General features: G+C 35.7%; 16 protein-coding genes. 9 read left to right on the forward strand and 7 right to left on the reverse strand.

Annotated features, from left to right (window positions below; genetic code table 11):
• Nucleotides 1-102 precede the first annotated feature (102 nt).
• Nucleotides 103-1,170 (reverse strand): DUF3810 domain-containing protein, encoded by a 1,068-nt coding sequence (locus tag YQ22_RS14530; protein WP_071341760.1) that lies wholly within the window; start codon nt 1,168-1,170, stop codon nt 103-105.
• A 29-nt stretch (nt 1,171-1,199) separates the two neighbouring features.
• On the opposite strand from YQ22_RS14530, the gene YQ22_RS14535 reads away from it, so the two are divergent.
• Nucleotides 1,200-2,684, forward strand: a complete 1,485-nt coding sequence (locus tag YQ22_RS14535; protein ID WP_232231202.1) for an aminoacyl-histidine dipeptidase — start codon at nt 1,200-1,202, stop codon at nt 2,682-2,684.
• A 69-nt stretch (nt 2,685-2,753) separates the two neighbouring features.
• Here the strand turns inward: YQ22_RS14535 and YQ22_RS14540 are convergent, their stop codons facing one another.
• The 3 genes from YQ22_RS14540 to YQ22_RS14550 are packed head-to-tail and all read right to left on the reverse strand — an operon-like array spanning nt 2,754 to nt 5,468.
• Nucleotides 2,754-3,890 carry a peptidylprolyl isomerase gene (locus YQ22_RS14540; RefSeq protein ID WP_083414340.1) on the reverse strand — a complete coding sequence of 379 codons (1,137 nt, stop codon included), beginning with the start codon at nt 3,888-3,890 and terminating at the stop codon, nt 2,754-2,756.
• A gap of 13 nt (nt 3,891-3,903) precedes the next feature.
• Nucleotides 3,904-4,455: a gliding motility-associated peptidyl-prolyl isomerase GldI gene (gene gldI / locus YQ22_RS14545; RefSeq protein ID WP_071341761.1), complete on the reverse strand. Its 552-nt coding sequence runs from the start codon at nt 4,453-4,455 to the stop codon at nt 3,904-3,906.
• Nucleotides 4,452-5,468: a DHH family phosphoesterase gene (locus YQ22_RS14550; RefSeq protein WP_071341762.1), complete on the reverse strand. Its 1,017-nt coding sequence runs from the start codon at nt 5,466-5,468 to the stop codon at nt 4,452-4,454. The genes gldI and YQ22_RS14550 overlap by 4 nt, the downstream gene beginning before the upstream one ends.
• A 75-nt stretch (nt 5,469-5,543) precedes the next feature.
• Here YQ22_RS14550 and YQ22_RS14555 point away from each other — a divergent pair, with 75 nt between their 5' ends.
• Together YQ22_RS14555 and YQ22_RS14560 are read left to right on the forward strand one after the other, a co-directional pair.
• A complete protein-coding gene (locus YQ22_RS14555) occupies nt 5,544-6,560 on the forward strand; it encodes an alkaline phosphatase D family protein (protein ID WP_071341763.1) in 1,017 nt (338 codons plus the stop codon).
• Nucleotides 6,561-6,605: 45 nt separating this feature from the next.
• Complete coding sequence (locus tag YQ22_RS14560; protein WP_071341764.1) at nt 6,606-7,025, forward strand: nucleoside-diphosphate kinase; 420 nt, start codon at nt 6,606-6,608, stop codon at nt 7,023-7,025.
• Between the two features lie 72 nt (nt 7,026-7,097).
• On the opposite strand, the gene YQ22_RS14565 is transcribed toward YQ22_RS14560, so the two are convergent.
• From YQ22_RS14565 to recF, 3 genes are read right to left on the reverse strand one after another with little or no spacing between them, the layout of a single operon-like run.
• Nucleotides 7,098-7,394 carry a DUF721 domain-containing protein gene (locus YQ22_RS14565; protein ID WP_058103334.1) on the reverse strand — a complete coding sequence of 99 codons (297 nt, stop codon included), beginning with the start codon at nt 7,392-7,394 and terminating at the stop codon, nt 7,098-7,100.
• Nucleotides 7,394-7,813: a lipocalin family protein gene (locus YQ22_RS14570; protein WP_071341765.1), complete on the reverse strand. Its 420-nt coding sequence runs from the start codon at nt 7,811-7,813 to the stop codon at nt 7,394-7,396. Before YQ22_RS14570 ends, YQ22_RS14565 begins: the two co-directional genes overlap by 1 nt.
• On the reverse strand, nt 7,813-8,892 hold the full coding sequence (gene recF, locus YQ22_RS14575) for a DNA replication/repair protein RecF (RefSeq protein WP_071341766.1): 1,080 nt from the start codon (nt 8,890-8,892) through the stop codon (nt 7,813-7,815). The genes YQ22_RS14570 and recF overlap by 1 nt, the downstream gene beginning before the upstream one ends.
• A gap of 123 nt (nt 8,893-9,015) precedes the next feature.
• Here recF and YQ22_RS14580 point away from each other — a divergent pair, with 123 nt between their 5' ends.
• The 6 genes from YQ22_RS14580 to YQ22_RS14605 all read left to right on the forward strand — a co-directional run bounded on the left by YQ22_RS14580 (nt 9,016) and on the right by YQ22_RS14605 (nt 14,172).
• Entirely contained in the window at nt 9,016-9,783 is a 768-nt protein-coding gene (locus tag YQ22_RS14580) for a tetratricopeptide repeat protein (RefSeq protein WP_058103331.1), read from the forward strand.
• Nucleotides 9,783-10,265 carry a 6,7-dimethyl-8-ribityllumazine synthase gene (ribH, locus tag YQ22_RS14585; protein WP_058103330.1) on the forward strand — a complete coding sequence of 161 codons (483 nt, stop codon included), beginning with the start codon at nt 9,783-9,785 and terminating at the stop codon, nt 10,263-10,265. The genes YQ22_RS14580 and ribH overlap by 1 nt, the downstream gene beginning before the upstream one ends.
• 155 nt (nt 10,266-10,420) lie before the next feature.
• Nucleotides 10,421-10,693, forward strand: a complete 273-nt coding sequence (locus YQ22_RS14590) for a riboflavin synthase subunit beta (protein WP_317038720.1) — start codon at nt 10,421-10,423, stop codon at nt 10,691-10,693.
• Nucleotides 10,693-12,546: a DNA mismatch repair endonuclease MutL gene (gene mutL, locus YQ22_RS14595; RefSeq protein ID WP_071341767.1), complete on the forward strand. Its 1,854-nt coding sequence runs from the start codon at nt 10,693-10,695 to the stop codon at nt 12,544-12,546. Before YQ22_RS14590 ends, mutL begins: the two co-directional genes overlap by 1 nt.
• A complete protein-coding gene (locus YQ22_RS14600; RefSeq protein ID WP_071341768.1) occupies nt 12,547-13,290 on the forward strand; it encodes a rhomboid family intramembrane serine protease in 744 nt (247 codons plus the stop codon).
• Between the two features lie 3 nt (nt 13,291-13,293).
• Nucleotides 13,294-14,172 (forward strand): rhomboid family intramembrane serine protease, encoded by an 879-nt coding sequence (locus tag YQ22_RS14605; protein WP_071341769.1) that lies wholly within the window; start codon nt 13,294-13,296, stop codon nt 14,170-14,172.
• Nucleotide 14,173 lies beyond the last annotated feature (1 nt).

Consider the following 14,173-nt stretch of genomic DNA (forward strand, 5'->3'; position numbering starts at 1 on the left):
TAACAGTTGAAATATCCGTAATTAGAAATAATGATTATTTTCTTAATATTTTATAAAATGACCCGAAATAAAGCTCTAAGATCACGAACTTTTGAAGGTAGATTAAAGCGGATGCTTTTTGTGGTAAGCAACCAAAAATAGAACCACGGCGTTATAGCTTCTTATACCTTCTTTTTGATTGTTAGCTTTTAAAAACGTATCAAAAATTGATTTAAAGACAGGTTCCATAGGGTTTTCATAAGAATTCCAGAAAATGGCCATTTCTTGAAAGTTCTTTTTTACACCATCATTTAGCGCCAACATAATTCTGTCAAAATCTTCTTTATTAATTCGCCTAACATCGTTTAAACAATAACCAAGGGCATAGGCGTAGGCAGCATATTTAAAATATGGATCTTTGTTGTTAGATGTGACCAAGTAGCCAATAAAGTTTGTTTCGTTTTCAGCGGAATACCCCAATTGATGTCCTACTTCATGACCTGCAACAAAAGGAAATCTAAAATTGGGCAATAGGTCATTTACCTGAGCTTCGTTCGTGAATGGATTTAAATACCCCGCATAACCCATATACGTGAGTCCGGTACTGAACAATGATTTTTTCAAACTAGGATGGTTATAGGTAAGAAACGGATGAATAGTTTTAAGGTGTTTATAGCCATCTATGGTTTTGTTGAATATCTCTTTTTGTGAGTAGGGAATCTTTACCGCTAAGCTAGAATCTTTGGTAATGAATACTTGAGATTCATTGGTCTTTTGAATCAATAATTCTGTAAGCTTTAAAAGGTCGGTATATTCTTTATTAGGGGTAAGTTGTAATTTATGGGATAAGGGTTCCCTGTAGTAGTTCATGCCCCACATAATATGAAACGTAAAATAAACAACGGCTAGTACCATACCCACGTTTTCCAAGAATTTCAACTTATGTCGCCAAATGTGTTTTCTTTTTCTAACTAAATAAAACAAGGCAAGAAATGTCAATGTGAAATATAAAAGGTCACCAATGGAAAAAGGAATCCACCCAAATAAAAGCCTGAAGAAATTAGAGATAACGGGGTAAATGCCTGTGCTATAATATTGTTCAACTAAATCTGTGCGGGTAGCAAGCCATTTCACAACAATAATTTGAGGAATTATAGTTAAGGCAACGGAGGTTTTAAAGGATATCTTCATTAACCCAAAAATAGCGAAATCCTTTTTCTATGAGTACTTTTGTGGTATCTAACCATGAAAATTGTAGAATGGAAATCAATAAACTAGAACCCACATCTGTTTGGGGGAATTTTTCTAAGCTTAATGCAGTGCCAAGACCATCTAAAAAGGAAGAAGAGGTAATTGCGTTTATGTTGGAATTTGGAAGTAAACTGGGCTTGGAAACTTTTTCTGATGAAGCAGGTAATGTTATTATTAGAAAACCGGCTACCGAAGGTATGGAAGGTAAAAAGATGATCACCCTTCAAAGTCATTTGGATATGGTGCATCAAAAGAATGCGGATACTGAATTTGATTTTAATACCCAAGGCATAGAAATGTTCGTTGAAGGAGATTGGGTTAAAGCAAAAGGTACTACGTTGGGTGCTGATAATGGTATGGGCGTTGCCGCTATTATGTCGCTTTTAGAAAGTAATTATATACCTCACCCACCACTAGAAGCTTTGTTCACTATAGATGAAGAAACGGGTATGACGGGGGCATTTGCATTAAAGGAGGGAGTTTTAAAAGGGGAGATACTCTTAAACTTAGACACTGAAGAGGACGATGAAATTGATATTGGTTGTGCCGGAGGAATAGATGTGACCGCTACTGGAACATATAATGAAAAAGAGGGCACACATGGCGATGCGGGATTTCAAATTACCGTTAAAGGTTTAACCGGTGGTCATAGTGGAATGGATATTCATAGGGGCAGGGGTAATGCCAATAAAATAATGAACCGTTTACTATACTTGGGGTTAGACCATAATGTACGCGTTAGCTTTTTAAATGGTGGTAGTCTAAGAAATGCTATTCCCAGGGAAAGTGTTTGTAAATTGAATATTGTACGTAAACAGGCAGATAGTTTTTTAAAGAAAGTAAAAGAACTGTCCAATGTTATCATTCAGGAACTAAAAGAACAAGAGCCGAATTTGATTATTGAGGTTGAAGATATAAAACCAGCTAAAAGAGTGATGGGTCTAGGTGCGCAAGAAAAAATGGTCAAAGCCATTTATGCAGCACAAAATGGTGTGTATGCCATGAGTGGGGCAATTGATGACTTGGTAGAGACCTCAAACAATATTGCGAAGGTAAAGGTAGAAGATGGTAAGATAACCATTGGTTGTTTAACCCGTTCTTCGGTAAATTCGGCAAAATTGGATTTAGCCAATTCTTTACGATCGGCGTTTGAATTAAGTGGATTTGATGTTGAATTTAGTGGAGATTACCCTGGATGGAACCCTAATCCTAATTCTGAGATTCTTACTGTAGTAAAAGATACATATGTAAGTTTATTTAAAGATGAGCCTAGAGTGGTAGCTTGTCATGCAGGTTTGGAGTGTGGTATTTTAGGTCAAAATTATCCAGAAATGGATATGGTCAGTTTTGGTCCAACTATTTTAGGGGCGCATTCACCAGATGAGCGTGTAAGTATAACTTCTGTTCAAAAGTTCTGGAGTTTACTTCTAGAAGTTTTAAAACGTACCAATTAGAAATTCTATTTTAAATAAAAAAGCCCTTTAGTGATATCAGTAAAGGGCTTTTTTGATTCTGAGGAGTTATTACTCCGTTAAACCTGTTATTTCAAGATCAAAGATCAAATCTGCATTTGGCGGTATTGGTCCGCCACCTTGTTCACCGTAGCCTAAATGAGACGGAATAAATAAACGTACTTTATCACCAACCTTCATGGTTAAAAGACCTTCTCTAAAGCCCGCAATTAAACGAGATTCAGGAGAATAGTCCATTGGTACCGGCATGTAGCCACCACCTTGCAATCTTCTTTCATCGAAAGCACCATATTTTTCTGCTATTTCTTGATAGTTACTGTCAAATAAGGTACCATCCATTAAATACCCGGCATACATAACATTGACTTTATTACCAATTGCTGGCTTTTCTCCGGTACCGTTTTCTAAAGTCAATACCTTAAGTCCGGATGGCAACGTTTTAGCTTTTGCTTTTTGAGCATCCATTGATGCTGCAAACTCATCTTTTATTTTTTGCACTGCAGCTAATTTCTCAGCTTTTTCCTTTTCTATGGCGGCCAGTCTATCTTCTTCACCATCAAAATAATCGGTCATAATCTGTACAGCATCGAACTTACGAGCTTCTTTACCATTGCGAATTATTTCTATAGTGTTCATAATAACCGGTTCTACCGGTTTGTTGCCTGCTCCTACAGGTACATTGGCAATTGAATCCACGACGTCCATACCTTCCACGACCTCACCAAAAACAGAATGCTTGTTGTTTAACCAAGGTGTTTCTTTATGTGTAATGAAGAATTGACTACCATTTGTTGCGGGTCCTGAATTTGCCATGGACAAAATACCTTTTCTGTCATGTACCAAAGAATCATTGAACTCGTCCATGAATTTATACCCAGGGTTTCCGGTACCTTGACCTAATGGGTCGCCACCTTGAATCATAAAGTCTTTCATGACCCTATGGAAGGTTAAACCGTCATAATATTTTTTGTCTTTGTACTCTTCGCTCACAAAAGTATTTGTACCCTCTGCCAAAGAAACAAAGTTTGCGACGGTAACGGGTGTTTTTTCTTGCTCTAGGCGAACAATGATATCGCCCTTAGAGGTTTTGATATCGGCGAATAAACCGTCACCTAAGTCTGCTCTTTTGCTAGTCTTACAGCTGGTCATAATTAAACCGATAACTGCAAGCAAATACATTTTTTTAATCATAATGGTCATTTTAATTTACTGTATTTTCTTGTTGTTTTTCTATTTGTAAAATTGTTATGGTAGACTTAAGGGGAACGTTACTGCCAATTTTATTTTCATCGCCATGATAACCAAAGGCTATGGAGGAAGGAAACAAAAACGTGGCGCGCTCCTTTTCTTTCAGCATTTTAACGGCATCACGTAAGCCTAGGAATAATTCTTGTTTATCTACCTTGTAATTAACAACACCAATATCTTCCTTAGAGTATATGGTGTCATTGTCCAATGTTAATATATCATAAGTAAATACAACCAAATCGTCCGTTTTAGGTGTGTAGTCACTTGTTTCATTTACTGTTAAATAATGATACCACGAGCCAGATTTACTATGATCGTAATGTTTTAATGAATCTAACTCGATAATCGCCTGAATTTTCTTTTCTTCGGCTTCTAGCAACTTTCGGCTTCTTTCTATAGATGCCTTAAAGAAGCTTCCGCTTTTGGTCTGTACCGGTTTTCTTGGTTCAGGACCATCACAACAGCTAAATAGTACGGCTAAAAATAGAATAGATAATATTCTCATGATTGTAATTGATTCTTATACAATGGTAATAACGCGGTAAATTTGGCAATGGTATCTACTATATTGTCTTCACTTCTGCCTCCTGCGGCGTTTGTGTGCCCGCCACCATTAAAATGTTTTCTTGCAAAGTCGTTGACAGAAAAATCGCCAACAGACCTAAAAGAAATTTTAAAAATTCCTTCTTCTTTATTCTCAATAAAAATTACGGCAAATTTAATACCGTCTAAGGTTAAACCGTAGTTTACAAAACCTTCTGTATCTCCTTTTTGGTAATTGTATTTGTCCAGTTCTTCTTGGCTCAAAGTTATATATGCCGTAGCATATTCGTTTAAAATGACCATATTCTTTAACGCACAACCTAATAAATGTAATCGGCTTGGGGAGTTGGTGTCATAAATTCGATGATGAATTTCCGTGCCTTCAGCACCCTTGTCCATAAGGTCTGCTACAACTCTATGTGTATTACTTGTGGTTGCTGCAAATTTAAACGAACCAGTATCTGTCATAATTCCCGTATAGATACAGTTTGCCATATCTGGAGTGATGCTATTTTCATCACCTAGTTGATTTATGAGTACATATACCATTTCACAAGTAGAGCTCATGCTTACATCAGAATACATGATACTGGCATAGTCAGAAGGTTCTTGGTGGTGGTCTACCATCACAAAAGTAGCCTGTGCCGACTCTAAAATTTCGCTCATTTGACCAACGCGACCTAAGTGGTTAAAGTCTAGTGTGAAAACTATATCCGCTTCGTTGATTACTGTCTTGGATTGAGAATTTTCTCTTTCAAAATTTAATATCTGTTGTGCGCCGGGCATCCATTTTAAAAATTTTGGAAAGTCGTTGGGCACTACAATAGTTGCTGAATGACCATTGTTGGATAAATAGTGCCAAAGTGCCAATGTAGATCCAATGGCATCACCATCAGGATTTTTATGTGGTATAATAGCTATTTTCTTTGGTGATGAAAGTAGCTTTTTAAGGGCGTTCAAGTGCTCTAAATTCATGGCGGCAAAGATACAATTTAATAATATAGGCTTTAAACGGAATACCTTAATTTTACCCAGACTTAACTATTTTACATGAAAAAAATTGCTTTTTTAATTTGGGGTATACTGCTCGTTTCTTGTTCGTCTAAAAAGAGTTTAACTGAAAAAAAAGACTTTGTAATTGCATTTGGATCTTGCAATAGGGTTGATTTGCCTAACCTTTTGTGGGATGATATTCTTAATACAGATCCAGATGTATGGATCTGGGGTGGGGATAACATCTATGCAGATACAGATGATATGAAAGCTTTGAGGGCTATGTATGATCAACAAAAGAATGAACCTGGTTATAGAAAACTGGCTCAGACAACAGATGTTTTAGGCACATGGGACGATCATGATTATGGGTTGAATGACGGAGGTGTTGAGTTTAAGGCTAAAGCCGCCAGCCAGCAAGAGTTTTTGAATTTTATGAACGTACCTGAGAGTAGTGAGTTGCGAAAGCGTAAAGGGGTTTATAATTCCAAAAATTATGTAATTGATGGTCATGAGATCCGTGTTATACTTTTAGATACAAGATATTTTAGAACACCACTTACACCAGATACCGAAACGGATAAGAGAATTAAACCAAATGAGTATGGTGTAGGTACTATTTTAAGTGATACACAATGGAACTGGCTAGAAAAGGAGTTGCAAAACTCTACTGCAGACTTCAACATTATTGTAAGTAGTATTCAATATCTATCTCAGGAACATGGTTTTGAGGCTTGGGGGAATTTTCCGCATGAAGTGGATAGGCTGGCAAAATTAATAGAGGATACTAAGCCTAAAGGTGTTGTTGTGTTATCTGGAGACCGCCATATTTCTGAATTTTCAAAAATCAATCTAGAGGGTATAGATTATCCTTTAATTGATTTTACCAGTAGCGGGCTCACACATGCGTATAGGGAATTTTCTGGTGAACCTAATAAATACAGAGTTGGAGAGGTAGTTTATACTGAAAGTTTCGGAATATTGGAATTTGATTTTAAGGCTAAAACGGTTGATTTTAAAATAGTTGGTGATAACGGAAATGTGTTAGGGCAATTAGAACAAGTCTATGAATAGTTGTGAGATATGTGGAAAAACGTATTTTTGCGCAAAAATTAAGATATGAGTACGAATAGAACGTTTACAATGATTAAACCAGATGCCGTTGAAAACGGACATATTGGGGCTATTTTAGAAAAAATTACTGCTGCTGGTTTTAAAATCGTAGCGATGAAATATACACAGTTAAGTTTAAGGGATGCACAAGAGTTTTATGGTGTGCATAGAGAGCGCCCTTTCTTTGGTGAATTGGTAGAGTTTATGACCAGAGGTCCAATTGTAGCTGCAATTTTAGAAAAAGAAAATGCAGTTGAAGACTTTAGAGCTTTGATCGGTGCTACAAACCCTGCTGATGCTGCAGAAGGTACTATACGTAAAATGTTTGCTACCAGTATTGGTGAAAATGCCGTACATGGTTCTGATAGCGACGAAAACGCGGCTATTGAAGGTGCTTTTCACTTTGCAGGAAGAGAAATTTTCTAAGACAATATTTTTATGAATTAAAAAGCCAGTTCTTTAGAACTGGCTTTTTTTGTCTTATTCAATTATAGATGTTTATCTAAGTATCAATTTCTTCACTACTTCTTTTCCAATTTCTTCATTGATCATTCGTACTATTTTAGATTTGCCTAGGCTTAGCTCTTCGCGCAATACGGAAGAACTTAAAGAAACATACAAGGTGCCAAATTTCAGCTCAATCTCTGTAGTATAGTTGTCTACACCGTTACCCATTAATTTAGCCCATGCAGCTCTTGCATCGACTTTGTCTATTCCTTTTTCTAATTTATTTTTTTGAATAAATGCAGAAAGTGCCTCTTTCATTGAAGTATTTTCGTTTCCTCTGCTTGCCATTATGGGGTTATGTTTATAGGTTCAAATCTATTATATCTATAGGTGACACCTTCGCTATTTTTTACCGAAAAACTTTTCTCATCTAATGAGGTCAACACTTCTTCCCATATGTTGGAGTTGTTAGTGTATTTCATGAAAATAGAGTCATTAGAAATTCTAATAAAAAAAGCTTCGGCGTCGTTTGAGGTTTCAAAGGTGCCGTTAAATTTTGGATCTACTTTTTTCCTAAATCCTGATAACGAATCTAACTTTATATAGTCGACCGTACTATTAATTGAGTATTCTTTTTTTGCTCCATTTACGAAGGTAACTTCTTTTATTTCCCAATACCCATTTAGCAAGTGTAATTTGTCTTTGTCAACTTTAGCACCGCAAGAAATTAGAAATAGAGAGAGAATAAGAGTAAGCTTTTTTATCATTACAATTTAAATATTTTATAGGATTGATGAATTTTTTTAACAATGCTCTCGGTACGGTCGGCGTGGGTGTCACTAATGAATATTTGCCCAAAATTCTCATTGTTCACCAATGTAATGATATGGGAGACCCTATGTTCATCTAGCTTGTCAAAAATATCATCAAGAATTAAAATAGGTGTTGTACCACTTTGAGATTTCATAAAATGAAATTGAGCAAACTTAAGGGCAATCAAATATGATTTTTGTTGGCCTTGACTTCCGAATTTTTTGATTGGGTATTGGCTGATCTCAAAGCTGAGGTCGTCCTTGTGGATGCCAACACTTGTATATTGTAGGGCGCGGTCTTTGTCTAGATTTTTGTTTAATAGCGTAAGCAAATCATAATCTTTTAATTTACTTTCATAAGAGAGGGAAACATCTTCAGAATTGCCGGTAATAGCTTTGTATTGTTCTTGAAAAATAGGAATAAACGCTTCTAGGAAAGAAGTTCTTTTTTTATAGATTTCAGAACCATAAGTATGCAATTGCTCATTATAAACTGCCAGCGTATCGTTATTGAAAGTTCTATTGGCCGCAAAATATTTTAAAAGTGCATTTCTTTGAGAAACAACCTTATTATACTTGATGAGGTTTTGTAAATACGATTTATCTGATTGAGAAATGACTCCGTCAATGAATTTTCTTCGTGTTTCGCTTCCTTCAATGATCAAATCTCTATCTGCAGGAGATATGATAACTAGCGGCAATAGACCTATATGGTCTGCAAAACGTTCATAAGCCTTACCGTTACGTTTAATTATTTTCTTGTTGTTTTTTTTAAGGCTGCAAACGATTTTCTCTTCTCTACCTTCTTTTTCAAACGTACCGTCAATCACAAAAAAATCTGATCCATGTCTAATGTTTTGAGAAGAGACTGGGTTGAAATAACTTTTTCCAAAAGACAAATGATAAATAGCGTCTAAGATGTTTGTTTTACCTATACCATTAGCGCCTACAAAACAATTTATTTTTGCATCAAAAGCAAGTTCTTTAGATTCAAAATTTTTATAATTGATCAGTGATAATTGTCTCAGCAGCATTAAAAATTTCCGATTTTAGATTTGGTAGGATGAAAACTAGCTTAAAATATCCAAAAATAACGAATAAATACACTTTGCGATTTCAATAAAACCATTATTTTTGCGCGATCAATAAATTTACAGATGGCAACATATAAGAAAAGAGGATATAAACCTGAAACAAAGGCTGAACAGCAAGAATTTGATGAACAGGAAAGCACAACAGCTGAGGTTTTTAGTTCTTTAGATGAAGGAGCTTCAAGGTCAGAAGAGTGGGTTTCTAAGAATCAGAACTATATTTTAGGTGCCATTGGTGTAATAGCTATTAGTGTTTTGGCATATTTGGCGTACAATCAGTTTGTTGAAAAACCAAAGGAATCAAATGCGGCAAATGAAATGTATTACCCGCAGCAATATTTTGACCAAGCTTTAGTAGCGACTAGTCAAAAAGATTCATTGTTTACTTTGGCTCTAGAAGGAGCTGAGGGTAAATACGGTTTCTTGGATATCATTGAGGAGTATAGTGGTACTAAAGCTGCAAACTTGGCAAATTACGGAGCAGGTATGTCTTACTTGAATATGAACAAATATCAAGAGGCTATCACTTATTTAGAGGATTTTAGTTCTGACGATGCTATTTTAGGTTCGTTGGCCAAAGGTGGTCTAGGTGATGCTTTTATGCAATTAGACCAACCTTCCGATGCTTTAGGGTATTATGAAGCTGCTGTAAAACATAGCGGTAATGAATATACAGCTCCTAAATTTCTATATAAAGCAGGTATTACTGCATTGGAGATGGGAGAGAAGGATAAGGCTTTGGAGTTTTTTGAAAGAATAAAGAACGATTTTCCAAAATCAGAAAATGCTAGTTCAATAGATGCGTTTATTGGTATGGCTAAAAGTGCTGAATAATGGCAACAGAAAATAAAAATTTATCGGCTTACGATAAGGCAACAATCCCAAACGCGAACGGACTTCGGTTTGGGATTGTTGTTTCAGAATGGAATTCAGAGATTACCGAAGGTCTGTATAATGGTGCTGTTGATGCATTGTTAGATTGTGGTGCCCAACGTTCTGATGTTATTCGATGGGATGTTCCTGGAAGTTTTGAACTTACTTTTGGTTCAAAAAAAATGATACAATCCCATAAAGTAGATGCTGTGATTGCCATTGGTAGTGTAATACAAGGTGAGACCAAGCATTTTGATTTTGTTTGCGATGCCACTGCGCAAGGCATTAAAGACCTGAACGTGATTACGGATGTCCCTGTTATTTTTTGTGTGTTGACCGATAATAACATGCAACAAGCTATTGATCGTAGTGGAGGTAAACATGGTAATAAGGGCACGGAGGCAGCTATTGCAGCAATTAAAATGGCTGTTCTAGGCAACTAAGGTTTCCGGTCTTTTATTTTTAATCTGTTTCAAACTATTTTAGAGGTAACGGTTGACAGCTTCAACTGTTAACAAATTTTGGCATTCCTATTATGCCCTGTTTTTCTATTTTAAGTAACTTTGAGGTTATGGGGATGTTGAGTAAAATAACAAAGTTGCGAAAGAATAGGCGGTTTGAGTATAACCCCAGATTTTATGATGATAAAGGAAAAGGGAATCCTTACAAAATTGAGCCTAAATTTGATCAATTTCGCAGTACACTGAATACATCTCGAGGTTTAAAAAGAAAAATCAACAGTGCCATAGAAGACGCTAAAAGAAAAGGTGATCGTAACCTTAAGATGAGAATGGTCATCATTATAGCTGTTTTGGTTTTGATTTTTCTTTATATAATTGATTTTGACCTCTCAATTTTCTTTTCTTCATAATGGCCGATATTATTAGACTTTTACCAGACCATGTAGCAAACCAAATTGCTGCTGGTGAAGTGGTACAACGCCCATCATCAGTAGTTAAGGAGCTGATGGAAAATGCCATCGATGCCGGTGCAACCGATATTCAACTAATTATAAAAGATGGTGGTAAAACACTTATTCAAGTAGTTGATAATGGTAAGGGTATGAGTGGTACAGATGCCCGTTTGAGTTTTGAACGCCATGCAACGTCAAAAATTCAAAAAGCTGAAGATTTATTTAATTTGCATACCAAAGGCTTTAGGGGAGAGGCACTTGCATCTATTGCTGCTATTGCCCATGTAGAGATGTTGACCAAAACCGAAGATGATGATATTGGTACAAAAATTAAGATTGAAGGCAGTAAAATTGTTTCACAAGAAGTAGTAGTTGCTCCAAAAGGGACTTCTATGTTGGTAAAGAATTTATTTTTCAATATTCCGGCTAGAAGAAATTTTTTAAAATCTGACCAAGTCGAGTATAGACATATTACCGATGAATTTCATAGAATTTCATTGGCACACCCTCAGGTAGCATTTAGTTTTTATAATAACGGGAGTGATGTTTTTCAATTGCCGGCCAATGAATTCAGAAAGCGTATAGTTCATATTTTTGGTAGAAAGACCGACGAGAAACTGGTTCCGGTCGAAGAGGAAACTCAGGTAGTAAAAATATCAGGTTATATTCTAAAACCTGAATTTGCTAAAAAGAGTAGAGGAGAGCAGTTTTTCTTTGCTAACAACAGATTTATAAAAAGTCCGTATTTACATCATGCAATTTTAGGTGCTTTTGAAGGAGTGATAAGACCAGGAACGCATCCTGGTTATTTTTTGAATTTAGAGGTGGATCCTGGTACAATCGATATTAATATACACCCTACAAAAACAGAAGTTAAATTTGATGATGAGCATACGTTGTACGCTATGTTGAAATCTACCGTTAAGCATAGTTTGGGGCAATTTAACGTTGTGCCAGCGCTTGATTTTGAACAAGACCAAAACTTAGATACTCCGTACTCTTATAAAAATAAGCAGGTTGGTATTCCGCAGGTAGTTGTAGATGCTTCTTTTAATCCATTTGAAACAACTGTTAAAACATCAAAAGGAAATAACGGTACAGGTAATTATAAAAAACCAAAAGTTGAAGGTTGGGAAAATTTATATGCGGGACTAGAAACCAAGGTAGAAAGTAATGTTAGTCATTTGGAATTTGAATCTGAGGTAGTGAATAGCAGTATCTTTGATGATGAAAAAGAATCTGTTGAGCCGACTACTACTACGTTTCAATTGCGTAAAAAATTTATAATTACCACTATAAAATCTGGAATGGTAGTTATAAATCAGAGCAGGGCACATCAACGGGTGCTTTATGAAAACTTTTTAAAGAACATAACTATTAAAGAAGCCGTAAGTCAGCAATTACTTTTTCCGTTGACTTTATCATTTTCACCAGGTGAAATGAACATTTTAAAGGAAATTAAAGATAACCTTTGCACTGTTGGTTTTGTATTTGGTGATTTGGACGATGAGGGTGTTGAGATAAAAGGAGTTCCTGTTTTGGTCGCTGAGAGCGAAGTACAAATGATCATGGAGCAGTTGATGTCAGATTTTCAACAAGAGGTGCCTGGAGATAGTTTTTCCCAAAGTGATATGTTGGCAAAAACATTGGCAAAAACCCTGTCTGTAAAAACAGGGGAATCATTAGACGAGTTTTCTCAAGTAAAGTTGGTCAACGATTTATTTGCTTGTAAAGAGACTACATTAAGCCCTTTTAACAAAAAAGTATACGTGACCATTACCGAGAATGATATTGAACGAAAATTTATATAGATGGGAAGAATAACAGAAACTATAAAGCATTTACTGATTATTAACGTGCTATTCTTCATTGCCACACAGTTGTATGGGGAACAAATGTATGAGTTGTTTTCTCTTTATTTTCCTAAGAACGAGCATTTTCAACTATGGCAAATAATTACCCATATGTTTATGCATGGGGGTTTTATGCATATTCTTTTCAATATGTATGCGCTATGGGCTTTTGGTTCGCCTTTGGAGCAAATGTGGGGCAGAAATAAATTCCTGTTCTTTTATATATCAGCTGGTTTAGGTGCCGCTTTAATACATATAGGGGTAAACTACTATTATTATAATGCGGGTATGAGTGCTTTAATGGAGGCAGGCTTAGCTGAAAGTAGTATTCTTGAAATCATTAATAGCGGTCAGTATAGTACAGATTGGTACAATATAGCGGATCGTTCAACCATAGATAATTTCTTAGGGGCGTTCAATACACCTGTAGTGGGTGCTTCTGGGGCTATTTATGGTATTTTGGTAGCTTTTGGTATGTCTTTTCCAAATAGTGAATTGTTTTTAATTTTCTTACCGGTACCTATTAAGGCTAAGTTTTTTATTCCTGTTTTAATAGCATTAGATTTGTTTTCTGGTGTTACCGGGTATAGTTTGTTTGGTCAAGGAATTGCCCACTTTGCACATGTTGGCGGGGCACTCTTTGGATTTCTGATGATGTGGTATTGGAAGAAAAATCAGTTTAATAATAATAGGTGGAACTAAAGTATGGCTCAACCAAATTTAAAATATCAATATAGTAGGCTAAACATTGCCGAAAAATTAATTGTTATTAATGTCATTGTATTTCTAATAAATGCGTTGGTACCTTTTCTCTTAGGCTTATCCGGCAATAGTATTGTTAAGTGGTTTGAACTTCCAAATGATATCGTAGATATTGCTTTTCAGCCATGGTCTATAATTACCTATTCTTTTTTTCATGGAGGTTTTGGTCATTTATTTTGGAATATGCTTTTAATTTATTTTGTTGGACGCATTTTCTTAAATCTCTTTGATGTAAAACGATTTCTTAATGTCTATGTATTAGGAGTTATTCTTGGGGGATTGTTTTTTGTTTTGGGTTACAATATTTTTCCGGCATTTTTTAATACAAATGCCTATCTAATTGGTGCTTCTGCAGGGGCTAGTGCCGTATTGATTTTTATATGTACCTATCTACCCAATCAAGAGGTTAGGGTTATATTCTTTAATGTAAAATTGTGGATTGTGGGCGCAGTCGTTGTACTTAGTGATTTAATACAGTTGCCCATCAGTAACTCAGGAGGACATTTAGCGCATTTAGGTGGTGCGTTTTTAGGGTATTTATATGCGAGTCAATTGGCAAAAGGAAATGATATTGGTTCTGGTTTTTCTAGGTTTATGGATAGTATAGCTAACATGTTCAAAGGGACAGGAAAGAAGTCCAACATGAAGACCGTATATAAGAAAGAGAATACATCAAAATCTAAATCCACGGTCAGTGATTATGATAAGAAATCTCATCAAAAGAAAATAGATGCAATTCTAGATAAAATAAGTAAATCTGGCTATGAAAGCTTATCTAAGGCTGAAAAAGATTTCTTGTTTAAAGCGGGAAAAGAAAATTAAA

The organism is Maribacter sp. 1_2014MBL_MicDiv (assembly GCF_001865655.1).
Lineage (GTDB): Bacteria > Bacteroidota > Bacteroidia > Flavobacteriales > Flavobacteriaceae > Maribacter > Maribacter dokdonensis.